This window comes from Chitinophaga sp. 180180018-3, assembly GCF_037893185.1.
Taxonomy (GTDB): domain Bacteria; phylum Bacteroidota; class Bacteroidia; order Chitinophagales; family Chitinophagaceae; genus Chitinophaga.
In genome coordinates this window covers 6,247,488-6,273,839 of sequence record NZ_CP140772.1, presented here as the reverse complement: position 1 = coordinate 6,273,839, position 26,352 = coordinate 6,247,488, and the positions used below count along the sequence as shown (strand labels likewise).

Sequence of the window (26,352 nt, the reverse complement as noted above, 5' to 3'; positions counted from 1 at the left end):
GGTTACAGTGTTGACCTTTAACTTACCGGCATACCTAACCCCTCAGATAACTATGCTATTATTACCCTCAGAATCCATTTCAATGCCTGCTGCCAGTTTTGGCGCATTTATTTTCAGGGACCACATTAACCGGTGGTTATTAACAGGCGCCATAGCAATGGCATTGGTGAAGATACTGTTGTTCAGACATTTCTTTCCATATATGGATTTTACTTCCGATACCTTTCCTTATATGCAGGCGGCATTGTTACGACTGGATTACAACATATGGCCCATCGGGTATTCCAGGTTCCTGTGGCTGTTTCACCAGGTATCGCGTTCTGAAATAATGCTGTCGGTGATCCAGTTTGCGATGCTGGAGCTGAGTTCCCTGTTTTTCTATTTCAGTGTGGTGTATATTTTCCAGGTCCGTAACTTTTTCCGTTATGGGTTTTATGTTTTCCTGCTGGTTAATCCACTATTTATATTCCTGGGTAATTACCTGATATCAGATGCGCTGTTTCTCACGCTGGGCCTGCTCTGGATAACTTTGGTGCTTTGGATGTTGTACCGGCCGGCCACTTGGATGTTGATCGTGCATGGACTGTTATTAGCTGCGGCCTTTACTGTGAGGTATAATGCCATGTTTTACCCGTTTGTGGCGCTGGTACCCATTCTGCTGAGCAGGTACAAACCCTGGCAAAAACTGCTGGCGGTTATTTTTCCATTGATGTTGATTGCTGTGTTTGTACAGTTCATGCGACAGAAATCATGGGAGCATTCCGGGGTACGTACCTTTTCTGTTTTCAGCGGATGGCAGATGATGAATAACGCGATGTATATGCTGCCACATCTGACAATGGACTCCACCACATCCCGCCCTGAATTTGCACTGCTGCAGAAAGATGTATACAAGTTTACCAGGGCTTTGCACAAAATGAGAAAGAATGTAACCCCGGTAGATGGCTCTTTTTATATGTGGGAGGCTGCGGGGCCGCAAAAACGGGCACTGCAGCGCTTTATGCAGGCCGATACAACAAAAGATACCTACACCGCCTGGGCCAGCCTGTCGGTACAATTTGCGGATTACGGAGCAGATATGATACGGAGGTATCCTTTGCAGTATGCCAGGTATTACCTGCTCGATAATGCAAAGCTGTATTTACTGCCACCACTGGAAGTACTGGGTAGTTATAACCGTCCGGTGATAAGGGGGGTGAAAGGCACGGCTGATGTACTTTTCAAGAACGGTGACAGAGAGATGCCCAGAAGCAAATATGATGATCTGCAGGCTTTCCTGATGTCGTTGTTTCCTTCGCTATTGGTGGTTTGCCACCTGGTATTCCTGGAAGAAACCATTCGCTATCTGGTAAAGAAAGGGATCCGCAAATCCAACCGCATCTTCAATATATCATTGTTATTCTGCTGGACGTTTATACTCGCCAATTTTGCGTTCAGTGTGTTGGCGGCCCCTATTGTATTGCGTTACCAGGTATTGCTGATAGTGCTGCTGACAGGCTATACGCTGCTGCTGACGGAAGTAACTGATGCTCCAGCCGATATTCCCGGAGAGAAAGATGATGAACATATGATGCTGGGTATTTGACTACCCCGATAAATTTTTTCGCTGTATCTTACCCCGCGTACAGGTAAAGCGAATCGTATGATGTCTTATGAAGAAGACAACCACATATACTGGGACCGCCTGAGAAATGGCGACAAACAGGCGTTGTTTGCCTTGTACAATAATACCTATCCGCATTTGCTGCGATTTGGGCTAAAGATCTGCGGCAACGATGAGTTGGTGAAAGACTGCATCACACAACTGTTCCTGCAGTTGTGGGCCAGGCATCATCAGCTTCCTCCCGTGACCAATGTACCCGCTTACCTGTTTACCGCCCTGAAACGACAACTCCTGGATCAACTGGCTTATCAGTCGAAAATACACGATGCCATCAATACACTGACGGAGGAGAATGAATTGTCGTATGAAGAAATAATTATCCAGGTGCAGCACGATGAAGAAGTTAAACGACGTTTACAGCTGGCCATCAGAGCACTGACACCGCGACAAATGGAGCTTGTACAGTTGAAATTCTTCGAGGGGCTAAGCTATGAACAGATCGCCGCCCAGACTTCACAAACCGTTAAAACGGCCTACAATACTATCTACGATGCCATTAAAGCATTACGGAAAATGCTTCGCTAAGCCGGTATCTGCAAAGAAAACGTGTTCGTTTCTCATCTCCCGAAAAAAAAATCAAAAAAACCTTAGGAAAAATTCGGGGAATTGCCGTCTGTATATGTAAAGGATCTACTGTTATGAATTTCCAGGATTATGATGTGCCTGATTTTGTTTGTGATGAATCATTTCAGCGATACTGTCTGGACGACAGTGAAGATGATATTGCCTTCTGGAAAAAGTGGCTGAATGAACATCCGGAGAAAAAGGCGGCTGCATTGGAGGCCAGGGGATTGATTGCCATGTTATCGGCCAGACAGGGGGGAAGGGTTTCGCAATTAAAGCACCTGGAAGATGGTATTGAGCGCTACAATTTTCTACAGGAAGCGGTGACCACCACAACATCCCGCAGCAGGTGGAAGCCCCTGAAATACGCGGCTGTACTGGGTGGAGGACTGTTGCTGGCAGGAAGTGTATGGCTGTTCAGCAGGCAACAACCGGCTAAAGATGCCCTGGTGGTGATCAATGCCGGCAACGGTCCGAGAAAAACGGTGGTGCTGCCGGATGGATCTTCGATCGTCTTACGCGAAAACAGTACTGTGCAGCTGGAGCCGGGCTTTAACAATACCAATCGTACATTAAGTCTTTCGGGAGAAGCTTTTTTTGATGTAAGCCAGCACGCCAGGCATCCATTTATTGTACATACACCTGCTTTTGATATCAAGGTACTGGGCACTGTTTTCAATGTAAGCGCCTACGGCGGAAACCAGGAAACAACGGCTGCTTTATTTAAAGGAAAAGTAGAAATAACGTTGACCGGTCAGCCCGGTCAGCGGGTAATATTACAGCCCAATCAAAAGCTGACCACACACGCTGCTGCGCCTTTTGCCGTAATGCCACTGGATGCTGATCCGGTAGATCATAAAGCAAAAGAGATCGCCTGGGTGAGAAGCCGGCTCGAGATCGAGAATGAGCCACTGGAAACCATCGCCGGGAAACTGGAAAAATGGTACGGCATTAAGGTGGTTTTTGCCGATGATACCGTGAAACAATACCGGTATTCAGGCACCTTTGAAAGTGAAACTATATTAAAGGCACTGGACGCGTTGCAATTGTCTTATCCATTTAATTATAAAATGCAGAACAACCAGATAGTAATCAGTAAATAATATTAATAAGAACATCAACCAAATAAAAAAGGGGAAGTGCTGGCACACTTCCCCCGGAATAGGTTTGCAATGTCCTGTATGATCATTAACTAAACCCAACATCAAAGGTATGTTAAAACTTGTATTCCTGGAATGGAAGGAACGGCCTGTTCCCACCGGCAAACTACTGCTGACTATGAAGTTGACACTTTTACTCTTTTTTATCTGTTTCCAGGTGCAGGCAGTTTGTCTGGCCCAGGAAACCATTACCCTGCAGTTGAAACAAGCCAGTATCCGGCAGCTGTTGAAAACACTGGAGCATCAGACGGCTTACCGTTTTGTGTTTCACGATAAAACATTACCGGAAGAAAAACGGGTGACGATCAGTGCCCGGGAATCCACGCTGGATGCGGTGCTGGTACAGGCATTTGCCGGTACCAATCTTGCTTATTCCCAGAAGGAAGACGGGCTGGTAGTGATATACGCTACGGCTGCCGGTACCGCCGTAGCTGATATGACCATCAGCGGTGTGGTGAGGGGAGCCGATAACCTGCCTCTGCCCGGGGTAACTGTCAGGGCCACAGGTACCAACAAAGGTACCCTTACCAGGGAAGATGGCAGCTGGGCCCTGGATGTACCTGATCATACAAAATCGCTGCAGTTTTCGCTGGTAGGCTATGTAACACAGCAGGTGGAAATCAATTCCCGGCATCAGATCAACATACAACTAACAGAAGATATCAAAACACTGAATGCGGTTACCATTACCGGCTATACGAATTATACGAGAGATAAATCAACTGCTTCTTCCGGAGTGGTGGGCGCCGATAAAATTTCGCAGGTGCCGATGGCATCTTTCGAACAAATACTCCAGGGCAGAGTACCCGGCATGGTAGTATCAGCAGGCTCGGGTCAGCCGGGAACGGCTGCTACTGTTACGGTCCGAGGGGTTGGTACTATCAATGGAAATGCTGCTGTATTGTATATCATGGACGGCATACCCATTGAAGCCGGCCAGTTCCAGGGAATTAACCCCGAAGATATTGCTTCCGTTACGGTGCTGAAAGATGCCTCTGCCAAAGCGCTTTATGGCTCCCGTGGTTCCAACGGTGTTATCGTCATTACCACTAAAAAAGGACAGGCCGGGAAAGTGGCTTTTGCCTACAAATCCCAGTATGGCTTTTCCAACATGACTACACCTAAATTCCAAATGATGAATGCTGAAGAACATCTTCGCTTCGAGGAAGAGATTGGGCTGGAAACCGGTGCAGATCTGGGACCGGGCTGGGACTATTCCCCAAAAAATCCTGCCAACGCCAATAAAACACCTGAAGAAAAAGCAGCAGCTGTGCATATACTCGATAGTCTGCGTAGCATGAATACCAACTGGAGAAAGAGTTTCCTGCAAACAGGTAAATTCCAGGAACAACAGTTAAGTGCCAGTGGAGGTAATGATAACGTGAGATTTTATAGCTCGGTGAATTTTTTTGATCAACAGGGCATTGCCAGGCGTTCTGAACTGAAACGCTATAGCTTTAAGAATAATCTTGATTTCAACGCCGGCCGTTTAACGGCTAATCTCAATATCGGTCTTGCATACGCTGAGTCGTCGTTTATCGAAAGGGAAGGCTCTTCCAATGGTGCCAATACCCTTGCTGCTGTGTATTATGCGTTGCCTTATGAGTATCCTTATGCCTCCGATGGCACGCTGGTGACCAGTTATAACAATGATGTATATCCGGTGCTGGATCAGCGGGAGGGCAGCAATGCCCTGGAAGCCATGCTGAATACATCCAACAGAGATAACCAGCTGAAAGGCATCATTGGTACGTCACTGAACTATACGCTGGCGAAAGGATTGATTGCTAAAACAAGACTGGGGCTCGATTTCAGGGAAACTACCACAGAGCGGTATGTAACCCCCGATTCCTACTCCGGCTACAAAGTAGCAAATGGGGGCAGGGGAAGTTTTGGAGAAGGCGTTACCCGTAACTTCACGCTGGTAAGCACTTCCGGCCTGACCTGGTCGAGAATGATAGCGGAAAAACACGATTTTGAAGTATCCGGTTATTTCGAATTTACGCGTAATACCAACCGTGCTTTTAACTACACAGGTTACGATCTGGACAGCCGGCTGCCTGCTACACCAGCTGCTATTACACCCGGATCGCCTTACAGTCCGCTGGTAGGTGGCGCGCGCACACGTAGTGCGCTGGCATCCTGGATAGGTGTTGGCCGTTATACTTTCAATGAGAAATATACAATCAATGCCAGCTATCGCCGCGATGGCGCCTCTACAGTGCCCATCAACAACCGCTGGCATGGCTTCTATTCTGTAGGCCTTGGCTGGGAAGCCAAAAAGGAAAATTTCCTGAAAGAGGTGAGCTTTGTGAATAACCTGCGCTTCAGGGCCAGCTATGGTACTTCTGCCAATCCATTCTCCAGCCTGGGACCTTTTGCGTATTTCCGTACTTTCCGGACCAACCAGTATGGTGGTAATCCGGCTATAGTACCGTTGCAGCCCGGTAACCCGGCGTACGACTGGGAATATGCCAAAGAACTCAATATCGGGTTCGACCTGGGAATCTGGAATAACCGTATCCGTATGGTAACGGATGTGTATAACAAAATCACCAATAACCTTTTCATCGATCAGCCATTGTCTATCACTTCGGGTTTCTCCAGCATGTTCCAGAATTCAGGATCCATGCGTAACAGGGGAATAGAAATGGATATACAGGGAGATGTGATCCGGAACAAAGACCTCACCTGGACGATCGGCGCCAACTTTGCCTATAACAAAAATGTGATCACCAGTTTGGGCGGCGCAGAAGAGTTCACGCAGGGCCTGTCGAAGATCGTCAGGGTAGGATTGCCTTATGGCTCACACTATGCACCTAAATGGGCAGGTGTGGATCCTGAAACCGGCGATCCTATGTACTACGACCGCCAGGGTAAGATCACGAAAGATTATAATGAAACCGCACTGAGTGTAGCTGAATTCGGTACCTACATCCCGTCATTAACAGGTGGTTTCAATACATCGCTGACCTGGAGAGGCATTTACCTGAATGCCCTGTTTACGTTTGCCGACAAGGCCATGCGTTATATGAACGAAGACTACTACAACGAGAACCCCAGCTTCGCCTCCAGCAACCAGTCGAAACGCATGTTGTACGACCGCTGGAAGAAACCCGGCAACCATGCGATACTACCGAAGTTTGATGCCGACAGGCGCTATTCTTCCAAAGACATACAGGACGCTTCGTACCTGCGGTTAAGGAATGTGAATATCGGCTACAATTTTCCGAAAGCATTTATTTCCCGGCTGAAATTTATCACTGGCATACAGGTATTTGCACAGGCGCAAAACCTTTACACATGGACCAAATGGAAAAGTTTTGATCCGGAAAATAACAGTGGCGATGGGATGTTCGATTACCCTGCAGCCCGCACCTATACCTTTGGTCTGAATGTTAATTTCTAAAACAACTGTATGATGATCTGCTATCTTAAATATACTTTCAGGTACTTCGCATGGTTGCTGCCATTGTGCTTACTGGCCTGTAACAAGCAACTGGACCTGCAGCCCACGGATAATATTATTGATCCGGAGAGAACATTCCGCAAGGTGTCGGACCTCAACGGAGGTCTGCTGGGCGCTTATTCAGGGCTCACCTATAATACTATTTATACCATATCTCTCGTAACAGATGAGTGTATGTTGCCATCTGAAAACAGCACAGGGCGCGGTGTAGCTACTTTCCGCTGGCAGATAGATCCCAGCAATACTACAGTTACCACTTCTTTTAACGAGTATTATATCGCAATAGACCGGGCCAACCGGGTAGTTGCTGCAGCCAGCCGTGTACCGGCCAAAGGCGATGAAATAGCGCAGCGGGATCAATACCGCGGCGAAGCACTGGCGTTGCGGGCATATTGCCACTTTCAGCTGCTGCAGAGTTATGCGGCTGCATATGAACCAGGAGCATTAGGGGTAGCGCTGATGGATACCTCTGTAATCAGTTTCCCGGCGCGCCGTACATTCGGTGAAGTGGTAGCAGCTATCACAAAAGATTTGCAACAGGCTAAAACACTGATCCCTGCCACCTTTGATGATAACACGCGGATCACCCGGCCGGCCATAGCAGCTATCCAGGCCAGGGTGGCACTTTACGCCAAACAATGGGATGATGCAGTTACCTATTCCACTGAGGCTATAAATGCTATGCCATTGGCTGCTGCCGGCGACTTCCCCGGCATCTGGAAAGACACGAAATCAACAGAAGTGATCTGGAAACTGAAACAGATTTCCGGTATCAATGACCCGATAGGAAATATGTATTTCTACAGGAACGTGGTATTGTACGCGCCTTCCTTTGAACTGATCAAACTGTTCGATAAAACCAACGATATACGTTATCCTGCTTACATCCAGTTCGACGACAGCAGGGGCAGCGGCAAATCGCCCTACCTGGTAAACAAGTACTACGGCGCTTCCGGTAGCCTCGGCCTGGCTGATATTAAATTGTTCCGGACGGGAGAAATGTATCTTATCCGCGCAGAAGCACTGGCGGAAAAGAATCAGATCAATGAAGGAGCCGCCGATCTCAATACACTCAGAACAGCCCGTATCAGCGGTTATGTTCCCGAGGTATTTGCCGGAAAAGATGCCCTGATAGCAGCTGTATATACAGAACGTTTTAAGGAACTGGCTTTCGAAGGGCAACGGTTGTTTGACCTGAGAAGAAGAAACCTGCCGGTGACCAGAGATCCGGAAGATGCTGTGAATGCGTTGGGTGCGGTATTGCTGAAACCGGGCAGCAAAGGTTATGTGTTCCCTATCCCGGATGCAGAAACGAAAGCAAACCGGAATATGCAACAAAACCCAGGGTACTAATTGAAAAAGAAACAAACTATGAAATTGAATCATATTATACCCGCTGTACTAACGATAACGGCTATATGTTTTTATGCCTGTAAGCAGACGAAAAAATTGCCTGTTATCCCTGGCCGCCCGGCATCCATCGGGTTTGTAGGTGATACTGCTAATGTTAGCACGCCCGTAGAAGGTGGTGTGGCGTTGATCGGTGGCGGCGGCAATGTAGATGGCGCATTTCAGTGGATGATAGCACGCAGTGGCGGCGGCGACGTGGTAGTACTTACGGCTTCCGGCAATGGCAGTTATAATCATGATATCGATTCACTCGGTAAAGTGAACTCCGTGGAAACGCTCAATATCACTACCAGGGAGCTGGCCAATAATGATACAGTGGCATATATCATACGTAATGCCGAGATGTTGTTTATAGCAGGAGGGGACCAGTCGCGCTACATGCAGCAATGGCGCGGTACCAAAGTGAACGACGCCATTAATTACCTGCTCCTCGAAAAGAGGGTGCCAGTGGGTGGTACCAGCGCGGGTTGCGCCATACTAAGCGGGTTGTATTACAGCGGAGAAGGAGGCAGCGCCGTATCAGACACCGTGTTGGCTAATCCGTACGATTCGCTGGTAAAGCTTTACCGCAACGACTTCCTGCAGGCGCCCTATCTGCAGCAGGTACTGAGCGATCAGCATTACCTGAAACGCGGCCGGGAAGGGAGGCATGTTACATTTATGAGCCGGCTGATCACAGATAACGGCATCTTTCCGCGTGGCATAGCGCCGGACGAAAAAACGGCTGTTTGTATCGATGAACAGGGAATGGCGAAAGTATTTGGTGCGAGTAAAGCCTGTTTTATATTAACAGATAGTCTGAAAAAACCTGAACTTTGTGTAGCCGGTAAACCACTTCAATGGAATTGCGGTGAGCAGGCATTGAAGGTGTATGAGATACAGGGAAGCGCGGGTGGCAGTGGCAGTTTCAGCGTAGCCGACTTTAATCCGGAAGCCGCCAGTGGAGGTAATTGGTATTGGTGGTGGGTGGAAAACGGGCAGTTGAAGAAGAAAGCAATTTGATCATTTTAATATAGATTGATATGAAAGGCAGGTTTAGCCGTTTATGGATGCTGGCGATATTGTTATGCTGCAGTACGGCAGGTATAGCCCAGCAAAAAGCATCATATGTACTGGTGATACACGGAGGAGCCGGTACCATTCTGAAGAAAAATATGAGCCCGGAAAAAGAAGCTGCCTATAAGGCATCGCTGACACGGGCGCTGGAAACAGGGTACAAAGTGTTGCAATCAGGAGGTAGCAGTCTGGATGCGGTAGAGGCCACCGTAAGGGTACTGGAAGATGATTCCTTATTCAACGCTGGGAAAGGAGCCGTTTTTACCCACGATGGCCGTAATGAACTGGATGCAGCCATTATGAACGGCAAAACGAAAGCTGCAGGAGCTGTGGCAGGTGTAACCACTATACGTAACCCGGTGAGTGCTGCCAGGGCGGTGATGGAAAAATCATCGCATGTGATGATGATAGGCCCGGGGGCGGAAAAGTTTGCGAAAGAAGCAGGTTTGGAAATAGTAGACCCATCTTATTTCAGAACGGAATCGCGCTGGAGGGATCTGCAACGCGCTATCTATGAGGATTCCCTGGCAGCGGCTAAATCCAATGCCTATACAGAGCCGGAAAAGATGGGTACCATTAATCGCGATTATAAATTCGGTACAGTAGGAGCCGTAGCATTAGACAAGCAGGGAAACCTGGCAGCAGCTACTTCCACCGGTGGTATGACCAACAAAAAATATGGCCGCGTTGGCGATTCTCCTATCATCGGTGCAGGTACTTATGCCAACAATGAAACAGCTGCTGTGTCCTGCACCGGCTGGGGCGAATACTATATCCGTAATGTAGTTGCATACGATCTTTCTGCATTGATGGAATACAAAGGCTACACGGTGCAGCAAGCCGGTAATACTGTTATCAAAAAGGTAGGTAACATGGGAGGCGATGGTGGCCTGATAGCGCTTGACAAAAAAGGCAATATGACGATGTCGTTCAACACCGAAGGAATGTATCGTGGCGCAGTGACGAAAGACGGAAAGATAGAAGTAGCGATATATAAGAATTAAGAATATAGAATGAAGAATGCCAGCGGAGATAGTAGCGAATTGTTTTTTCGCGTTTACTATCTCCGCTGGCATTCTTCATTCTATATTCTTAATTTATTCTTCAACAATCCTGCCTTTACGCAGTAACTCCCCCCATGTTTTAACGAATGCGGGAGATAGTGTTTTTTCATGTTTCGCTATAAATGCGGCATGGAATGATTGTTTCCCCTGTATTACATAGAAGAGCTGTGATTCCGGGGCTTTGCCGCCGGGGAATTCAGGTGTTTCTATTTTGAATAATGCCCACCGGCGGCCGGGGATATTTTCTTTCCCCAGTATGGTGATTTTGGCTTGCGGAGATTGTCCCGCAGCAGCGTTCGAGAAATTCTGAATAGCCAGGTTAATATCGTTGATACGTGCGTTTTCCATGGTCATTTCATGTAGTAGCATCGTCCAGTGATCAATGGTTTCACCGGGAGGAAGGTATTGCCTGGTAGACAGGTTATCCGCTTCAGAGTCCATTATTTTATTCCAGGGTTTGTTGCCCGGGAGAATGATCTTCAACCGTTCATGTTTAATAGCCTTGCCGGTTTTGAAGGTACTGCCTATCTGATGGAAGAGATCTTTGTATTGTGCAGCCATCTGTACAGGCGCTGTAGCAGTGAGTATGTATGCTTTACCATCTGCCCATGATACATACAGGCTGGCGAAAACGGTATCAGTAGCGTGTGTATTTTTGTGTACTTCATCCAGCCAGATCATACGTTTACGCTGCTGTACAATGCTCCCGGAATCCAGTATCCTGAAATAAGGATTCAGGCTGGTATAGCTCAGCAGTTTTTTAATAATGGTATCCGGATTGGCGCTCGGCTCCGCAATTACATTGATATTGAAATTACCGGTTGCTTTCTGCGTACTGTCGGCCGGCACTGCAAGCGCCATCAGCTTAATGGAAGGTTGTTTGATATTTTTTATAATACGCCATCCTGCCGGAATGCCTACGGAAAAGCGGTTAACAGAGTCGCGATACGTGACCAGCTCCTGTGCCCCGGCAACTGCAGCAAACAATAAAAGGAAACATAGAATCAGATATTTCATCGGAAGTATTTCTTCCGCAAAGAAAACATAATATTCCGTTACAGGAAGGATTTTGTGCAGAAACTATCTGTAACGGACAAGTGCATTATACCAGTACCGGTGGCACTCCTTCATATGCTACCTGAGCTATGACCGTGGCATCGTCGGGTTTCACTTTTCTGACAGAATTCACCGTCCAGTATTCCAGTTGAGCAGCTGGTAATTCGTATTGCACTATGCTACGTATATCCGTATCAGTTATATCCGGTTTTATCCACTCCTGTGCAAGGTCGTCCGGCAGCATCAGCGGCATGCGGCCTGCGTTGTCGCCACCATTGTGGATCTGCGCCATTACTGCATTGGCTTTACGGGTAAGTATGGTGAATGTTGGAATACGATCGGGTTTATCCACATCCCAGGAATTGGAGAACGCCCATAACCCGGCCATAAAGAAAACATCCTGTTGACGTGATTTGATATAATAGGGTATTTTATTTTTCAAACCAGGCACCTGCCGGTATTCGAAAAAGCCGGTGGCAGGTATCAGGCAGCGTTGATGCCGGATGGCATTCCACATCGTACCTTGTTCCAGCACTTTTTCACTGCGGGCATTCAGGTAAAGCTGGCGTTGTTTCTTCACTTTGTCTATAGTATCGAGTATTTTAGGAATAGGTCCCCAGGTATATTTCTCCAGCTGTAAGCCTTTATGGTTGGTAATTACCGGCCATTGCGGGTACGACATGCCGATCTTATGCCAGGTGGAATCGAAATGGATATCGAGGTTCCCGGCTGCCTGTAATAGAGGAATATATTTGAAGATGCTTTCAATGGTAGACGTAAAGGCGATATCGTAGCACATAGTTTAAATCAATCGTTGTCTAATTCAGATAAAGGTACTGTTATTTCTTCATCTCCATAAGTAAGCCGGAAGGTTAGTATACCATAGCGCAGAAACAATTCGGCGCCTACTTCTTCCGGGCGTTTCGGACGCCAGGAAGTTTTGCGGGAGATGTATATTCTTACGGCAGGATCCATGTAAAGGGGAGGTGTCCATTCCTGCTCTTTTAACAACGCCACATATACTTTATAACCCGTTGGCTGGGAGGCTGCAGTATATAACTTGCTGACTTCTTCCTGATGGTGTGTCTGATAAATATATTTCCGATGGTCGTATCGTATATGCGTAAAATGCTGATTGGCTTCTCCGATGTTTCTATAAGGAGTGATGAGGAACAGTTCTTTTACAGTTGGTTCGTCTGGTTCTCTGGCGGCTTCATAACTCTGGCGGACAAACAGCGTGAAACCGTCGTCCAGCAAAGCCGTTACCAGGGCTGGTGTTAATAATGCCAAAGGATTATGCATGTGTTGTTGCTCATTTACGCATGTCTACAATAACAGATACAACAACCCCCCATACCTGGAAATCAGTGTCCTCTGTGATCAGCACCGGTTTATAAAAGGTGTTTTCCGCATGTAATACCCAGTTCCGGCCGGCTTTTACCAGCCGTCTGACTACATACTCCCCGTTAAGTTCCGCTACTATAATATCGCCCGTAGAAGGCCGGAGAGACCTGTCTACCACGGCCATGCAGCCATCGGGGATGCTGGCCTCCGCCATACTATCTCCTTTAACCCTGATAACAAAGCTGCTGGCGGGATGTGGCTGAAGTACACGGGAAAGATCTATTCCCTGTTCCTGGCCATCAGTAGCCGGGGCAGGAAACCCTACCGGATTGTTAATATCAAAAAAAGGGAGGGTTAAACTCAAATCGCTCATTTTCAGTGCTTCCATATCACTATCGTTTTATAATTGCTAAATTTGTTAGCAAATTAAAACTAAAATAATTAGCTGCAAAAAGAAAGCAGAGGAGAAAGAATTTCATATTCGTTATATAAGTGCTTATATATAATCCGCTGAATATTTCCAAAAAAAACTTTGATTTATCATTTTACTTACTACCTTTGTACCCGAAAATTATGATTCGCAACACACACATACATCATCACCATCATATCTTACCACAGCGGTAGGCAGGAGATGAATTGTGTATAACATATTACATCATCAACAGGGGCTTACCGCAGAGGTGAGCCCCTTTTTTATTTTACCAGGATGAAACTGAAAATTGCAATCCAGAAATCAGGCCGTCTGCACGAAGATTCTATCAAACTGCTGAAAGAATGCGGCATCGACATCAACAACGGCGTTAACAAGCTGAAAACAGAAGCCTCTAATTTCCCGCTGGAAGTATTCTTCCTGCGTGATGATGATATTCCGCAATACATTGAAGATGGTGTAGCTGATATCGGCATTGTAGGAGAAAATGTGGTGCTGGAGAAACAAAAGCAGGTGAATATCGTTCAGAAGCTGGGCTTCGGCAAATGCCGTCTTTCCATGGCAGTGGAAAAATCAGTGGAGTATAACTCTGTGAAAGACCTTGCCGGAAAAAGGATTGCCACCAGCTATCCGGTGATTGTAGACGATTTCCTGAAACGTAATAACATACAGGCAGAGATCCACGAGATCAGCGGATCGGTGGAAATAGCACCTGGCATAGGTTTGGCAGATGCCATCTGCGACCTGGTGAGCAGTGGATCCACGCTTTTTATGAACGGGCTCAGAGAAGTGGAAACAGTTTTGAAGTCAGAAGCCGTGCTGGCAGCCTGTCATCAGCTGAAGCCGGAACAGCAGCTGTTGCTCGATAAACTTATTTTCCGCATCCAGGCGGTAAGAAAAGCCAAGAACAACAAGTATATCCTGCTCAACGCGCCGAATGATAAACTGAATGAAATCATCGGGTTGCTGCCGGGGATGAAAAGTCCGACCGTATTACCATTGGCTGAAGCAGGCTGGAGTTCTGTACACTCTGTACTGAATGAAAATGAATTCTGGGATATTATTGAAAGCCTGAAAGCTGCAGGTGCACAGGGTATCCTGGTAGTACCGATAGAAAAAATGGTGATCTGATAAAATAGGATTAAACGATGCAAACAACAAGATATCCTGATAAAAGTACCTGGGCCACGCTGCTGCAACGTCCTGTGATGGACACCTCCACGCTGGAGAAGAAAGTAAGTGATATACTGGAAGCAGTGCGTACAGGTGGCGATCAGGCCGTAAAAAGATTTACTGCCGAATTTGATAAAGTAACACTGAACGAATTACAGGTACAGCCAGCTGCATTTGCTCAGGCAGAAGCTACGCTGGATCCCGCTCTGAAAGCAGCTATCCAGCAGGCTGCTGCCAATATTACTACCTTTCACCGCTCCCAGCAGGAAAAGGTACAGATAGTGGAAACCATGCCTGGTGTGCAATGCTGGCGCAAACCGGTAGCCATACAAAAAGTGGGTTTATATATTCCCGGTGGTTCTGCTCCGTTGTTTTCTACCATTTTGATGCTGGGTATACCTGCCATGATAGCGGGTTGTAAAGAAATCGTACTATGCACGCCATCGTTGCATCCTGCTATTCTTTATACCGCACAACTCATAGGTATCGAAAAGGTATTCACCATAGGTGGTGTACAGGCTATCGGTGCAATGGCCTATGGTACGGAAACCGTACCTCAGGTATATAAAATCTTCGGTCCCGGTAACCAGTATGTTACCTGCGCCAAACAGCTGGTTAATAAAAGCGGTGTGGCCATTGATATGCCGGCCGGACCTTCCGAAGTGGCTATACTGGCTGATGACAGCTGTGTGCCGGCTTTTGTGGCGGCCGATTTATTGTCGCAGGCCGAGCATGGCCCCGACAGCCAGGTAGTACTGGTAACCACCAGCGAAAAAGTATTGGCCGACGTCAACAACGCATTGCAGGCCCAGTTGGAAAAATTGCCCCGCAAAAGCATTGCTGCAGCTGCTTTGGAGAACAGCCGCATGATCCTCGTGAAAGACATGGATACTGCCATAGACATGCTGAACGCCTATGCACCGGAACACCTGATACTGGCCTGTGCAGGCGCCGAAAACCTGGCAGACAGGGTCACTGATGCCGGCTCCGTTTTCATGGGCAACTATACCCCGGAAAGCGCCGGCGATTACGCCTCCGGTACCAATCACACCCTGCCCACGAACGGCTATGCCAGGGCTTATAGCGGCGTGTCGCTCGATAGTTTCGTAAAGAAGATTACCTTTCAGCAGATTTCTCCGGAAGGGTTGCAGCGTATCGGCGCTACTATTGAAGCCATGGCTGCAGCAGAAGGACTGGATGCACACAAGAATGCCGTCAGCGTCCGACTGCAACAACTGGATACATTCACCAAATAATTGATCAGCTATATGTTTAATCTCGATGCTCTCATAAGGGAAAATATAAAACGACTGGTACCTTATTCTACGGCCAGAGACGAATTCAAGGGGGAAGCATCTATTTTCATGGATGCGAATGAGAATAACTTCGGTTCTCCTCTGCCGGTGAACTATAACCGTTACCCGGATCCTATGCAGTGGCAATTGAAATACAAAATTGCCGATATCAAAGGCGTACCGCCACAGAATATCTTTATCGGACACGGTAGTGATGAGGCGATCGATGTATTATACCGCTCATTCGTAAGGCCTGGTGTGGATAACGTGATCCTTTGTCCGCCTACCTATGGCATGTACGAAGTAAGCGCGCATGTGAATGATGCGGTCATCCGCAAGGTAACGCTCACGGAAGAGTTTCAGCTGGATATTCCGGCACTGCAGCAGGCGATCGATGAAAATACCAAGCTGATATTTATCTGTTCTCCCAACAACCCTACAGGTAACAATATCAACAGAACAGATATTGAGCTGTTGCTGAACAACTTCAACGGGATCGTGGTGATAGATGAAGCGTATATTAACTTCTCCCGGCAAAAAACCTTTATTCAGGAACTGACAGAATATCCTAACCTCGTGGTGTTACAAACATTGTCGAAAGCCTGGGGACTGGCCGGTTTACGGATAGGGATGGCATTCGCCAGTGAAGATATCATCAATACTTTCAACAAAGTAAAGCCTCCTTACAATATCAGTCAGGCTACCAACGAGCTGGCGCTGCAGGCACTGGAAAATGTAAACCAGGTGAATGAGTGGATACGTGAAATTGTGATAGAACGAGATCTGCTTTCAGCAGGGCTGGTACAATTGCCGGAAGTATTGCACATTTACCCGAGCGATGCCAGTTTTATTCTTGTTAAAACCACCGATGCCAAAGGTATTTATAACTATCTGGTAGAACAGGGCATCGTAGTGCGCGACCGCTCTAAAGTGGAGCTTTGCCTGGGTTGCCTGCGTATCACTGTTGGCACACCTGCAGAGAACCTCCGGCTGCTGGAAGTGCTGAAATCTTTTAACCTGAAAACTGCAACAACCGTCTCTGCATGAAACGAGTACTCTTTATAGACCGCGATGGTACCCTGATCCGCGAAGTGCCGCCTACTTACCAGATCGATAGCCTGGAGAAGGTGGAGTTTTATCCGAAAGTATTTGTGAATATGGCGCGGATCGCCGCAGAGCTGGATTATGAGCTGGCGATGGTTACTAACCAGGACGGCCTGGGAACAGCTTCGTTCCCGGAAAATACTTTCTGGCCGGCACAGAATATGATCATCAAAGCATTCGAAAACGAAGGGGTGAAGTTCGATGAAGTGTTTATTGACCGCTCGTTTCCGGCTGATAATGCCCCCACCCGCAAACCGCGTACGGGCATGCTTACCAAATACCTCAACGGCGACTACGACCTGGCTAACTCCTTTGTGATAGGCGATCGTATTACCGATGTGGAACTGGCAAAGAACCTGGGCGCCAAAGCAATCTGGCTCAACGAAGGCGCCGGCCTTGGCAACACGGAAGTCAGCAATAATGCAGCAGCACTGCAACAGGTAATAGCACTGGAAACTACCGACTGGAACCGGATCTACGAATTCCTGAAACTGGGCTTACGAACAGTAACGCACGTACGAAAAACGAACGAAACAGATATCAGCATACAGCTGAACCTCGATGGAACCGGTAAGGCGGATATTCACACCGGCCTGGGATTCTTCGATCACATGCTGGATCAGATTGCCCGTCACGGTGCCATGGATCTGCAAATTAGCGCCAAAGGCGACCTGCATATCGATGAGCATCATACGATAGAAGATACCGGTATTGCCCTGGGAGAAGCCTTTGCAAAAGCACTGGCCGATAAACGGGGAATTGAAAGATATGGTTTCTGTTTGCCGATGGACGATTGCCTGGCACAGGTGGCTATCGACTTTGGTGGCCGTAACTGGCTGGTATGGGATGCTGATTTTAAAAGAGAGAAAATAGGCGAGATGCCTACCGAGATGTTCTATCATTTTTTCAAATCTTTCTCAGATGGCGCCAAAGCCAACCTGAATATCAAGGCAGAAGGTGAAAATGAACATCATAAGATAGAAGCCATTTTCAAGGCGTTTGCCAAAGCCATTAAAATGGCGGTAAAACGGAACCCGGCGCGGATGCAGCTGCCTTCTACGAAAGGGGTGCTGTAATGCTTTCAGGGTTTTTAAAAAAAAAGTTTGCATTTTTTGGAAAAATGTTCCATTTTTGCTTTCGCTATGAATAACATTATCATAAATATACATTGGTGGTGGCACGGAATCAATTCCTGATCTGTGTTACAGTGCCATGTTTCTTATCGAAATATATTTGGAAGGCTCGCTGTTACACAGCGGGCCTTCCGGCTTTTAGGGCCAGTCCATTTAAAACAAACCTTTCACCCAATACATCATGCGTACCATCCAAGTAAATACAAGATCAAAACAAATGCTGGCAGATATATTCACGCCAGTGGGTATCTATCTGCGGCTGCGCGATAAATTCCCGGGATCTATACTCCTTGAAGGCAGCGACTCCCGGGGGAGCGAGAACAGTTACTCCTATATCTGTGTGAAACCTATTGCAGGTATTGAAGTTACTTCCACCTCCAATTTTGAATTCAAGTATCCCAACCTGCCGGTGGAAAAAAAGGAACTAAAGAACAGACAACAGGTACTGGATGAATTGGGCAAGTTCCTTGGCAGCTTTTCTTTCAGCGGCAAACACCCCGTGGCAAAGGCACAGGGCCTGTTCGGATACAGCACCTTCGATTCGGTACAGTTTTTTGAAACCATCGAATTCAATAAGAAAAAGCAGAACGGTAATACTATTCCGCTGATGCGTTACCGGTATTATCAGTACGTCATCGTTATCAATCACTTTAAAGACGAGCTTTTCCTTTGTGAAAACCAGATAGAGGGCCTCGATAGCGAATTTGATCTCCTGGAATCGCTGATACGGCATAAAGATTCGCCCAGCTATCCATTTACCGCCACCGGAGACGAGAAAAGCAATTTGACGAATGAGCAGTATATGGAGATGGTGGAGAAAGGCAAACAACACTGCTTCCGGGGCGATGTTTTCCAGGTGGTACTCTCCCGGGCCTTCCAGCAATCCTTCTCCGGCGATGAATTCAATGTATACCGCGCGCTCCGCTCTATCAACCCTTCTCCTTATCTTTTCTTCTTCGATTACGGCGATTATAAATTAATGGGCTCTTCTCCTGAAGCGCAGCTGGTAATCAGTAACGGGAAAGCTACCATACATCCTATTGCAGGTACTTTCCGCCGTACGGGCGATGAGGAGCAGGATAAGATGCTGGCAGATCAACTGCTGGCAGATCCAAAGGAGAATGCGGAACATGTAATGCTGGTAGACCTTGCCCGCAATGACCTCAGCAGAAATGCAACAGAAGTACAGGTGGCTTCTTACCGCCAGGTACATTTCTATTCGCATGTGATCCACCTCGTGAGCGAAGTAACCGGTAAGGTAGATCCTGCACTGAACCCGTTTTCGCTGCTGGCGGCTACTTTCCCTGCCGGAACGCTCTCCGGAGCGCCTAAATACCGCGCCATGGAAATCATAGATCAGTATGAACCAACTGCCAGGGGCTTTTACGGAGGCTGTATCGGGATGGTAGGATTTAATGGCGATTTCAATCATGCAATTATGATCCGTTCCATACTCAGCAAGATGAATACGCTGTATTATCAGGCAGGAGCAGGCATCGTTGCCAAATCAGTAGCTGCTTCGGAACTGGACGAAGTGAACAATAAACTTAACGCATTAAAACAAGCCATTCTGCTGGCGCAAAAAATCTAGTATGAATATCCTCGTTTTTGATAACTACGACTCATTTACATATAACCTCGTTCATCTGGTGGAAAAGATCATCAACGGTAAAGTAACCGTGGTGCGTAACGATGAAATTCCCCTGGAAAAGGTGAACGATTACGATAAGATCATCCTTTCTCCGGGCCCGGGTATTCCGGAGGAAGCAGGCTTGCTGCTGCCGCTTATTAAAGAATATGCGCCGGTAAAATCCATCTTTGGCGTATGCCTTGGCCAGCAGGCTATCGGACAGGCTTTCGGCGCTTCGCTGACCAACCTGAAAGAGGTTTACCACGGCGTGGCTACCAAAGTGAATATCATCTCTGAAGAAGGCCGCCTGTTCAACAATATGCCCCGCACCATTGATGCCGGCCGCTATCATTCCTGGGTGATCAATGAGGCCACCCTGCCCGGAGAACTGACCATCACCGCTAAAGACGACGAGGGTTTCATTATGGCTGTTCAGCATAAAAAATACGATGTAAGCGGTGTTCAATTTCACCCGGAAAGTGTGCTAACCCCTCTGGGAGAGCAGATCCTGAGGAACTGGTTAAGCCTTTAATGAACACATCTGCATTAAAGTATCACTATCTGATCATCTGTAAAAAGCGATAAGCTGTATGAAAAAGATTCTTAACTATTTGTTTGAACATAAAACTTTCAGCCGGGAAGCGGCAAGGGATATTCTTTTCAGCATCTCAAAAGGCATGTACAACGAAAGCGAACTGGCTGCTTTCATGACTGTTTTCCTGATGCGTAGCATCACCATTGAAGAGCTGCTGGGCTTCCGCGATGCACTGCTCGAACTCTGTGTTCCGGTGGATGTAAACGGCCACAATGTGCTCGATATCGTAGGCACCGGAGGAGATGGAAAAAATACATTTAATATTTCTACCTTGTCGTGTTTTGTAGCGGCGGGCGCGGGCGCGCAGGTGGCCAAACATGGCAACTACGGCGTTTCTTCCGTGAGCGGTGCTTCCAATGTGATGGAACTGCTGGGGTATAAATTCAAGAACGACAGTGCCAAACTGAAAACGGAGCTCGACGAATCCGGTATCTGTTTCCTGCATGCACCGTTGTTCCACCCGGCCCTGAAGAATGTGGCCGGCATCCGCAGGCAGCTGGGCATCCGCACATTCTTTAATATGCTGGGCCCCCTGGTGAACCCTGCGCTAGCCAAACATCAGCTGATTGGCGTTTATAACCTGGAAATGGCAAGGGTATACAACTACCTGTTCCAGCAAACGGATAAACAGTTTGTAATTGTACATAGCCTCGATGGGTACGATGAAATATCACTCACCGCTGATACAAAGGTGATCACCAACAAAGGAGAACAGGACTGGACTCCTGAACAGCTGGGCAAACGGAAAGTACACCAGGAAGATATATACGGAGGCAGTACACCTGAAGAAGCAGCAAAATTATTTATGAAGATATTGAAGGGAGAAGGCACCTGGGCGCAGAACTCTGTGGTATTTGCCAATGCAGCCATGGGCCTGTACAGCCTGGGGAAATATCAATCGTACGAAGATTGCTTCTCCGCGGCGGTGGAATCACTGGAATCCGGCAAAGCACTCAACTCATTTAAAAAACTGATTGCCCTGCAATCATAGTAGCTGATCATTTATCATGAAGAACATTCTGGCAGAAATAGTTGCGCATAAACATACAGAGGTGGCTGCCCGCAAATTGCAACGCAGCGCCAGCGATCTGGAACAGTCTCCGGCTTTTTCGAGGGAAACATTATCGCTGCGCCAGTTCCTGCAACAGCCGGATAAAACCGGCATCATTGCGGAATTCAAACGCCGTTCCCCTTCTAAAGGGCTGATCAACGGCGATGTAACAGTGCAACAGGTAACTACCGCTTACACCCGGTACGGGGCTTCCGGCCTTTCCGTACTGACCGACGAAAAATACTTCGGTGGCTCGTCCGACGATCTGCAACAGGCACGCAGCTTTAACCAGATCCCCATCCTGCGCAAAGATTTCGTGATCGATGAATATCAGATCCTGGAAGCGAAAGCCATTGGGGCAGATGTAATACTGCTCATCGCCGAATGCCTGGAGGCTGCTCAGGTAGCGCATCTGGCTGCCTTTGCACATAACATCGGACTGGAGGTATTGCTGGAAGTACACAGTGAGCCGCAGCTGGAAAAAGTAACGGCGCATACCCATCTGGTAGGGGTGAATAATCGTGATCTGATTACGTTCCAGGTCGACTTTAACCGCTCCTGTGAACTGGCGCCGAAGATACCGGCCGGCAAAGTGAAGGTAGCAGAAAGTGGTATCAACGATCCTGCTGCTATCGTGAAGCTGAAAGACGCTGGTTTCCAGGGATTCCTGATTGGTGAGCATTTCATGAAACAGGAAGATCCGGCAAGGGCATTCGAGAATTTTGTACAAACATTACAGCAACTGCAACAAAAATAAATCCCATGCGTATCAAGGTTTGCGGCATTACCCGGGTAAATGATCTGAAAGGCCTCGTGGAAAACGGAGTAGACTACGCCGGCTTTATCTTTTATGAAAGATCTCCCCGCTTTGCCGGCAATAAAATCGATGCCAGGTCGGTAAGGGAAACTACGGGTATTATCAAAGTGGGTGTGTTCGTGAATGCGCCGCAGGAGCTTATTCGTCGTACGGTGGCAGACTATGCGCTGGACTATGTGCAGCTGCATGGCGATGAAACACCGGAGTTCTGCGCAGAAATAAAAACCTTCGTACCGGTTATCAAAGCATTTCGTATAGGCGCCAACGTTAATTGGCAGGAAATGCTGGCCCCCTATGTTCCCGTTACCGATTATTTCCTTTTCGATACGGCATCGGAGAAGGGCTATGGCGGTACCGGTGAGCGTTTTAACTGGGAATTACTGAATGGTTATCCATTTGATCATCCCTTTTTCCTGAGCGGTGGCATTGGTCCTGATCAGGCTGCAATGCTCCGTGAGTTGGAACTGCCGGCAATATTTGCAGTAGATGTGAACAGTAAGTTTGAAGATAAGCCCGGGGTGAAGAACCTCGGACTGGTAGAAAATTTCGTGAAACAAATTCATTCATCAATCATTAATAAATAAACGGTCATGGATATTGCAATCAATACCGGTAATTCCAGGTATCAGGTGGATAAGAATGGCTATTATGGCAGGTTTGGCGGAGCTTATATTCCGGAGATGTTGTATCCCAATGTACACGAGCTGCAATCGCGCTACATGGAGATACTCAGTGATCCGTCGTTCCAGCAGGAGTTTGAAGCGTTATTGAAGGATTATGTAGGACGGCCTTCCCCTTTATATTTTGCGACACGCCTTTCTGAAAAATACAAGGCGCAGATTTATCTCAAGCGGGAAGATCTCAATCATACCGGTGCACACAAAGTGAATAATACCATCGGTCAGATTTTGCTGGCGAAACGGTTGGGCAAACGACGCATTATTGCGGAAACCGGTGCCGGTCAGCATGGCGTGGCTACTGCCACTGTTTGCGCGTTGATGGGCATGGAATGCGTGGTGTATATGGGTAGTATCGATATAGAAAGGCAGGCGCCTAATGTGGCCCGTATGAAGATGCTGGGCGCCACGGTAGTACCGGCGCTTAGTGGAAGCCGCACGCTGAAAGATGCTACCAACGAAGCGATACGCGACTGGATCAACAATCCGGTAGATACGCATTACATCCTGGGAACTGCTGCAGGTCCGCATCCTTACCCGGATATGGTGGCCCGTTTCCAGTCGGTAATCAGCGAAGAAATCAAACAACAACTGCTGGCTAAAACCGGTAGCGAGCATCCTGATTATGTAGTAGCCTGTATTGGCGGGGGCAGCAATGCCGCCGGTGCTTTTTTCCATTACCTGGATGAAGAAGATGTGAAACTGATAGCAGTAGAAGCCGGCGGAAAAGGTGTGCACAGCGGATTTTCCGCGGCTACCACGCAGCTGGGCACACTGGGCATCATACACGCGGCCAAAACGCTGCTCATGCAAACAGACGATGGCCAGATCATAGAGCCACATTCCATTTCTGCCGGACTGGATTATCCCGGCATAGGCCCTATGCACGCACATCTCTACGAATCGGGCAGGGCGGAGTTCCTGTCGGCCACCGATGACGAAGCGCTGGCTGCCGGCTACGAACTGAGCCGGCTGGAAGGAATCATTCCTGCCATGGAATCGGCCCACGCGCTCGCGAAACTGAAAGACCTGCCGCTGAATACAGATGATGTAGTAGTGGTGTGCCTTTCAGGCCGTGGAGATAAAGATCTCAGTACCTATATCCGTCACATGGAAAAATAAATGGATTATGCAAAATCGTATTGATCAACTGTTTGCCAGAAAGCAACACGGCGTTTTAAATATATACTGCACAGCGGGTTTCCCGGAATTAAACGATACATTGCCGGTAATGACCGCATTGCAAAAACATGGCGCTGACCTGATAGAGCTGGGAATGCCATTCTCCGATCCTTTGGCCGATGGCCCTGTGATCCAGGACAGCAGCACCCGTGCGCTGAAAAATGGAATGAGCCTGCATAAATTGTTCGAGCAGTTGAAAGGGTTCCGCAACTCCATACAGGTGCCGGTGGTGCTGATGGGCTATCTGAACCCGGTGCTGACTTTCGGAATAGAAGCTTTTTGTGCTAAATGCGCTGAAGTAGGTGTAGATGGCGTGATTGTACCAGATCTTCCGATGGCAGAATATGAGCAGGAATACCGGTCTGTATTTGAGCAATATAACCTGCATCTCATTTTCCTGGTGACGCCCGAAACGAGCGATGAGCGCATACATAAAATTGACGGCCTGAGCAAAGGATTCCTGTATGCGGTATCTTCTTCCTCCACTACTGGTAAGGATAAGGATATGAAAGATCAGCAGGCTTATTTCAAACGACTGGAATCCCTGAAGCTCAAAAATCCGGTATTGATTGGATTCGGTATCAAGGATAAAGTTACTTTTGAGGCGGCTACAGCTCACGCTAACGGCGCTATTATAGGAACTGCCTTTATCAGGGCTATAGAGAACAGCCATAATATTGATGAAACGGTAAAGACGTTTATCTCAGGAATAATTCAGTAGCCATATGAAAACAGCCATTATAAAATATAACGCCGGTAATATCCGCTCAGTGCAGTTTGCATTGGAACGATTGGGCGTGAACGGCATTGTTACAGATGATCATGAGGAGATCAGGTCGGCCGACAAGGTGATATTTCCTGGTGTGGGAGAAGCCAGTACGGCTATGCAGTACCTGAAAGAGCGCAGGCTGGATCAGGTTATCCGGGAGCTGAAACAGCCGGTGCTGGGGGTTTGCCTGGGGATGCAGCTGATGTGCAAACATTCAGAAGAGAATGATACCGACTGCCTGGGGATATTCGACATACCGGTGAAACGTTTTCAATCGCCCGTGGAAAATCTGTTGAAAATACCGCAGATAGGCTGGAACAATATCTCTGGCTTACACAGTGTCATGTTTGCCCATGTGCCGGAAAATGCCTACATGTACTTTGTGCACAGCTATTATGCTGCATTGGGTGCCGATACGGTAGCGATCTCCAATTATGTGATCAATTACAGTGCGGCGCTGCAAAAGGATAATTTCTATGCCGTGCAGTTTCACCCGGAAAAATCCGCGGAAGCGGGCGCCCGCATTATTGACAACTTTTTGAAGCTTTAACATGAATATACGCCGTATCAACGCGGATGATACCCTGCAGCTGCGCCGGGATGTGCTGTATCCTAATCGTACTCTCGCTGAGATGAAAATGGATCATGACGCGGACGGACTGCATTACGGAGTATTTGATCAGGATCAGCCGGTAACTGTTGTATCCCTTTTCCCGGGGCAGGAAAGTGCCCAGTTCCGCAAACTGGCTACCGCACCGGCGGCACAGGGAAAAGGCTTTGGCAAAGCCGTGCTGGCGCATCTGGCGGATTTCTGCAGGAAACACCACATCGGTCTGCTATGGTGTAATGCACGCGATACCGCTGTGAGCTTTTACGACCAGCTGGGCTATACTCCGGTGGGAGATTTTTTTATTAAAGATGGCATTACTTTCCTGAAAATGGAATTACGTCTCGATCAACAAGATATGACTGCAAAACGTTTTGAAATAATACCAGCCATCGATATCATCGATGGTAAATGTGTAAGGCTTACCCAGGGCGATTACAGCCAGAAGAAGGTCTACAACGAGCATCCGCTGGAAGTGGCAAAGGAGTTTGAGGCAATCGGGATACGCCGCCTGCACCTGGTAGACCTGGACGGCGCTAAGAAAGGGGCCGTGGTAAACTGGAAAGTGCTGGAGCAAATCGCCGGGAAAACCGGTCTGGTGACCGATTTTGGCGGAGGAATTAAAACCGGCAAAGACCTGGACATCGTATTTGAAAGCGGCGCGGCACTGGCTACCATCGGAAGTGTGGCGGTGAAACAGCCGGAGTTATTTTTCAGCTGGGTAAAACAATACGGAGCTGATAAAATATTCCTGGGTGCCGATGTAAAGGAAGAAAAGATAGCAGTAGGCGGCTGGCTGGAAACCACCTCTCTGTCGGTATTTGATTTCCTCGAAAGTAATATTGCAGCAGGGGTGACCAATATCTTCTGTACTGATATTGCCAAAGATGGCCTGTTACAGGGCCCTTCCCTGGATTTATATAAAAAGATTACAGAACGCTTTGCAGGCATTAACTTTGTGGCCAGCGGAGGTGTCAGCAACATCAGTGATGTGGCCGCCCTGCAGGAAACAGGCTGCAGCGGAGCTATTATCGGTAAGGCTATCTATGAGGGGAACATCTCTCTGGAAGCATTAAAAAAATTCCTGTAAACGATCAGTA

Annotated in this window: 24 protein-coding genes; 20 read left to right on the top strand and 4 right to left on the bottom strand. The window is 47.7% G+C overall.

The annotated features are described in order from the left end of the window. Positions 1-52: 52 nt before the first annotated feature. The 7 genes from UNH61_RS24455 (at position 53) to UNH61_RS24425 (ending at position 10,326) form a co-directional block, all read left to right on the top strand. The gene (locus tag UNH61_RS24455; RefSeq protein ID WP_326994647.1) at positions 53-1,585 is read left to right on the top strand and encodes a hypothetical protein; all 1,533 of its coding nucleotides are present in this window, start codon (positions 53-55) and stop codon (positions 1,583-1,585) included. Between the two features lie 57 nt (positions 1,586-1,642). Then, positions 1,643-2,188 (top strand): sigma-70 family RNA polymerase sigma factor, encoded by a 546-nt coding sequence (locus UNH61_RS24450; RefSeq protein ID WP_326994646.1) that lies wholly within the window; start codon positions 1,643-1,645, stop codon positions 2,186-2,188. Between the two features lie 113 nt (positions 2,189-2,301). Beyond that, entirely contained in the window at positions 2,302-3,330 is a 1,029-nt protein-coding gene (locus tag UNH61_RS24445) for a FecR domain-containing protein (protein ID WP_326994645.1), read from the top strand. 109 nt (positions 3,331-3,439) lie between these two features. Then, positions 3,440-6,796: a SusC/RagA family TonB-linked outer membrane protein gene (locus UNH61_RS24440; RefSeq protein ID WP_326994644.1), complete on the top strand. Its 3,357-nt coding sequence runs from the start codon at positions 3,440-3,442 to the stop codon at positions 6,794-6,796. 9 nt (positions 6,797-6,805) lie between these two features. Next, a complete protein-coding gene (locus UNH61_RS24435) occupies positions 6,806-8,209 on the top strand; it encodes a RagB/SusD family nutrient uptake outer membrane protein (protein ID WP_326994643.1) in 1,404 nt (467 codons plus the stop codon). An 18-nt stretch (positions 8,210-8,227) separates the two neighbouring features. Then, complete coding sequence (locus UNH61_RS24430) at positions 8,228-9,268, top strand: cyanophycinase (protein WP_326994642.1); 1,041 nt, start codon at positions 8,228-8,230, stop codon at positions 9,266-9,268. 20 nt (positions 9,269-9,288) lie between these two features. Beyond that, positions 9,289-10,326 (top strand): isoaspartyl peptidase/L-asparaginase, encoded by a 1,038-nt coding sequence (locus UNH61_RS24425; RefSeq protein ID WP_326994641.1) that lies wholly within the window; start codon positions 9,289-9,291, stop codon positions 10,324-10,326. 93 nt (positions 10,327-10,419) lie between these two features. On the opposite strand, the gene UNH61_RS24420 is transcribed toward UNH61_RS24425, so the two are convergent. From UNH61_RS24420 to umuD, 4 genes are all read right to left on the bottom strand, one after another. Next, positions 10,420-11,403 carry a hypothetical protein gene (locus UNH61_RS24420; protein ID WP_326994640.1) on the bottom strand — a complete coding sequence of 328 codons (984 nt, stop codon included), beginning with the start codon at positions 11,401-11,403 and terminating at the stop codon, positions 10,420-10,422. An 85-nt stretch (positions 11,404-11,488) separates the two neighbouring features. After that, positions 11,489-12,241, bottom strand: a complete 753-nt coding sequence (locus UNH61_RS24415; RefSeq protein ID WP_326994639.1) for an SOS response-associated peptidase family protein — start codon at positions 12,239-12,241, stop codon at positions 11,489-11,491. An 8-nt stretch (positions 12,242-12,249) separates the two neighbouring features. Further along, positions 12,250-12,744 (bottom strand): hypothetical protein, encoded by a 495-nt coding sequence (locus UNH61_RS24410; RefSeq protein ID WP_326994638.1) that lies wholly within the window; start codon positions 12,742-12,744, stop codon positions 12,250-12,252. 10 nt (positions 12,745-12,754) lie between these two features. After that, a complete protein-coding gene (gene umuD, locus UNH61_RS24405; RefSeq protein ID WP_326994637.1) occupies positions 12,755-13,174 on the bottom strand; it encodes a translesion error-prone DNA polymerase V autoproteolytic subunit in 420 nt (139 codons plus the stop codon). Positions 13,175-13,495: 321 nt separating this feature from the next. On the opposite strand from umuD, the gene hisG reads away from it, so the two are divergent. The 13 genes from hisG to hisA all read left to right on the top strand — a co-directional run bounded on the left by hisG (position 13,496) and on the right by hisA (position 26,342). Beyond that, the gene (hisG, locus tag UNH61_RS24400; protein WP_326994636.1) at positions 13,496-14,350 is read left to right on the top strand and encodes an ATP phosphoribosyltransferase; all 855 of its coding nucleotides are present in this window, start codon (positions 13,496-13,498) and stop codon (positions 14,348-14,350) included. Positions 14,351-14,367: 17 nt separating this feature from the next. After that, on the top strand, positions 14,368-15,648 hold the full coding sequence (gene hisD / locus UNH61_RS24395; RefSeq protein ID WP_326994635.1) for a histidinol dehydrogenase: 1,281 nt from the start codon (positions 14,368-14,370) through the stop codon (positions 15,646-15,648). A 12-nt stretch (positions 15,649-15,660) separates the two neighbouring features. Beyond that, on the top strand, positions 15,661-16,734 hold the full coding sequence (hisC, locus tag UNH61_RS24390; protein ID WP_326994634.1) for a histidinol-phosphate transaminase: 1,074 nt from the start codon (positions 15,661-15,663) through the stop codon (positions 16,732-16,734). Beyond that, positions 16,731-17,867 (top strand): bifunctional histidinol-phosphatase/imidazoleglycerol-phosphate dehydratase HisB, encoded by a 1,137-nt coding sequence (hisB, locus tag UNH61_RS24385; protein ID WP_326994633.1) that lies wholly within the window; start codon positions 16,731-16,733, stop codon positions 17,865-17,867. Before hisC ends, hisB begins: the two co-directional genes overlap by 4 nt. Before the next feature lie 238 nt (positions 17,868-18,105). Beyond that, entirely contained in the window at positions 18,106-19,515 is a 1,410-nt protein-coding gene (locus UNH61_RS24380) for an anthranilate synthase component I family protein (protein WP_326994632.1), read from the top strand. 1 nt (position 19,516) lies between these two features. After that, complete coding sequence (locus UNH61_RS24375) at positions 19,517-20,086, top strand: aminodeoxychorismate/anthranilate synthase component II (protein WP_326994631.1); 570 nt, start codon at positions 19,517-19,519, stop codon at positions 20,084-20,086. Positions 20,087-20,144: 58 nt separating this feature from the next. Further along, positions 20,145-21,140: an anthranilate phosphoribosyltransferase gene (gene trpD / locus UNH61_RS24370; RefSeq protein WP_326994630.1), complete on the top strand. Its 996-nt coding sequence runs from the start codon at positions 20,145-20,147 to the stop codon at positions 21,138-21,140. A gap of 16 nt (positions 21,141-21,156) precedes the next feature. Next, entirely contained in the window at positions 21,157-21,957 is an 801-nt protein-coding gene (gene trpC / locus UNH61_RS24365) for an indole-3-glycerol phosphate synthase TrpC (RefSeq protein ID WP_326994629.1), read from the top strand. Positions 21,958-21,962: 5 nt separating this feature from the next. Further along, positions 21,963-22,601, top strand: a complete 639-nt coding sequence (locus UNH61_RS24360) for a phosphoribosylanthranilate isomerase (protein ID WP_326994628.1) — start codon at positions 21,963-21,965, stop codon at positions 22,599-22,601. Between the two features lie 6 nt (positions 22,602-22,607). After that, positions 22,608-23,816: a tryptophan synthase subunit beta gene (trpB, locus tag UNH61_RS24355; RefSeq protein ID WP_326994627.1), complete on the top strand. Its 1,209-nt coding sequence runs from the start codon at positions 22,608-22,610 to the stop codon at positions 23,814-23,816. A 7-nt stretch (positions 23,817-23,823) separates the two neighbouring features. Then, a complete protein-coding gene (trpA, locus tag UNH61_RS24350; RefSeq protein WP_326994626.1) occupies positions 23,824-24,597 on the top strand; it encodes a tryptophan synthase subunit alpha in 774 nt (257 codons plus the stop codon). A gap of 4 nt (positions 24,598-24,601) precedes the next feature. Further along, positions 24,602-25,195 (top strand): imidazole glycerol phosphate synthase subunit HisH, encoded by a 594-nt coding sequence (gene hisH / locus UNH61_RS24345; protein ID WP_326994625.1) that lies wholly within the window; start codon positions 24,602-24,604, stop codon positions 25,193-25,195. Position 25,196: 1 nt separating this feature from the next. Next, positions 25,197-26,342 carry a 1-(5-phosphoribosyl)-5-[(5-phosphoribosylamino)methylideneamino]imidazole-4-carboxamide isomerase gene (gene hisA / locus UNH61_RS24340; RefSeq protein ID WP_326994624.1) on the top strand — a complete coding sequence of 382 codons (1,146 nt, stop codon included), beginning with the start codon at positions 25,197-25,199 and terminating at the stop codon, positions 26,340-26,342. The last annotated feature ends 10 nt before the right edge of the window (positions 26,343-26,352 follow it).

What these genes read in the sequence shown, in the direction of transcription:
- UNH61_RS24430 (WP_326994642.1), top strand. Translation starts at nt 8,228, where the DNA reads ATGAAATTGAATCATATTATACCCGCTGTACTAACGATAACGGCTATA.
- hisC (WP_326994634.1), top strand. Translation starts at nt 15,661, where the DNA reads ATGTTTAATCTCGATGCTCTCATAAGGGAAAATATAAAACGACTGGTA.
- UNH61_RS24425 (WP_326994641.1), top strand. Translation starts at nt 9,289, where the DNA reads ATGAAAGGCAGGTTTAGCCGTTTATGGATGCTGGCGATATTGTTATGC.
- hisH (WP_326994625.1), top strand. Translation starts at nt 24,602, where the DNA reads ATGAAAACAGCCATTATAAAATATAACGCCGGTAATATCCGCTCAGTG.
- UNH61_RS24360 (WP_326994628.1), top strand. Translation starts at nt 21,963, where the DNA reads ATGCGTATCAAGGTTTGCGGCATTACCCGGGTAAATGATCTGAAAGGC.
- trpB (WP_326994627.1), top strand. Translation starts at nt 22,608, where the DNA reads ATGGATATTGCAATCAATACCGGTAATTCCAGGTATCAGGTGGATAAG.
- hisA (WP_326994624.1), top strand. Translation starts at nt 25,197, where the DNA reads ATGAATATACGCCGTATCAACGCGGATGATACCCTGCAGCTGCGCCGG.
- UNH61_RS24450 (WP_326994646.1), top strand. Translation starts at nt 1,643, where the DNA reads ATGATGTCTTATGAAGAAGACAACCACATATACTGGGACCGCCTGAGA.
- UNH61_RS24410 (WP_326994638.1), bottom strand. Translation starts at nt 12,744, where the DNA reads ATGCATAATCCTTTGGCATTATTAACACCAGCCCTGGTAACGGCTTTG.
- trpA (WP_326994626.1), top strand. Translation starts at nt 23,824, where the DNA reads ATGCAAAATCGTATTGATCAACTGTTTGCCAGAAAGCAACACGGCGTT.
- UNH61_RS24420 (WP_326994640.1), bottom strand. Translation starts at nt 11,403, where the DNA reads ATGAAATATCTGATTCTATGTTTCCTTTTATTGTTTGCTGCAGTTGCC.
- UNH61_RS24415 (WP_326994639.1), bottom strand. Translation starts at nt 12,241, where the DNA reads ATGTGCTACGATATCGCCTTTACGTCTACCATTGAAAGCATCTTCAAA.
- hisD (WP_326994635.1), top strand. Translation starts at nt 14,368, where the DNA reads ATGCAAACAACAAGATATCCTGATAAAAGTACCTGGGCCACGCTGCTG.
- UNH61_RS24380 (WP_326994632.1), top strand. Translation starts at nt 18,106, where the DNA reads ATGCGTACCATCCAAGTAAATACAAGATCAAAACAAATGCTGGCAGAT.
- umuD (WP_326994637.1), bottom strand. Translation starts at nt 13,174, where the DNA reads ATGGAAGCACTGAAAATGAGCGATTTGAGTTTAACCCTCCCTTTTTTT.
- UNH61_RS24455 (WP_326994647.1), top strand. Translation starts at nt 53, where the DNA reads ATGCTATTATTACCCTCAGAATCCATTTCAATGCCTGCTGCCAGTTTT.
- trpD (WP_326994630.1), top strand. Translation starts at nt 20,145, where the DNA reads ATGAAAAAGATTCTTAACTATTTGTTTGAACATAAAACTTTCAGCCGG.
- trpC (WP_326994629.1), top strand. Translation starts at nt 21,157, where the DNA reads ATGAAGAACATTCTGGCAGAAATAGTTGCGCATAAACATACAGAGGTG.
- UNH61_RS24440 (WP_326994644.1), top strand. Translation starts at nt 3,440, where the DNA reads ATGTTAAAACTTGTATTCCTGGAATGGAAGGAACGGCCTGTTCCCACC.
- UNH61_RS24445 (WP_326994645.1), top strand. Translation starts at nt 2,302, where the DNA reads ATGAATTTCCAGGATTATGATGTGCCTGATTTTGTTTGTGATGAATCA.
- hisG (WP_326994636.1), top strand. Translation starts at nt 13,496, where the DNA reads ATGAAACTGAAAATTGCAATCCAGAAATCAGGCCGTCTGCACGAAGAT.
- UNH61_RS24435 (WP_326994643.1), top strand. Translation starts at nt 6,806, where the DNA reads ATGATGATCTGCTATCTTAAATATACTTTCAGGTACTTCGCATGGTTG.
- UNH61_RS24375 (WP_326994631.1), top strand. Translation starts at nt 19,517, where the DNA reads ATGAATATCCTCGTTTTTGATAACTACGACTCATTTACATATAACCTC.
- hisB (WP_326994633.1), top strand. Translation starts at nt 16,731, where the DNA reads ATGAAACGAGTACTCTTTATAGACCGCGATGGTACCCTGATCCGCGAA.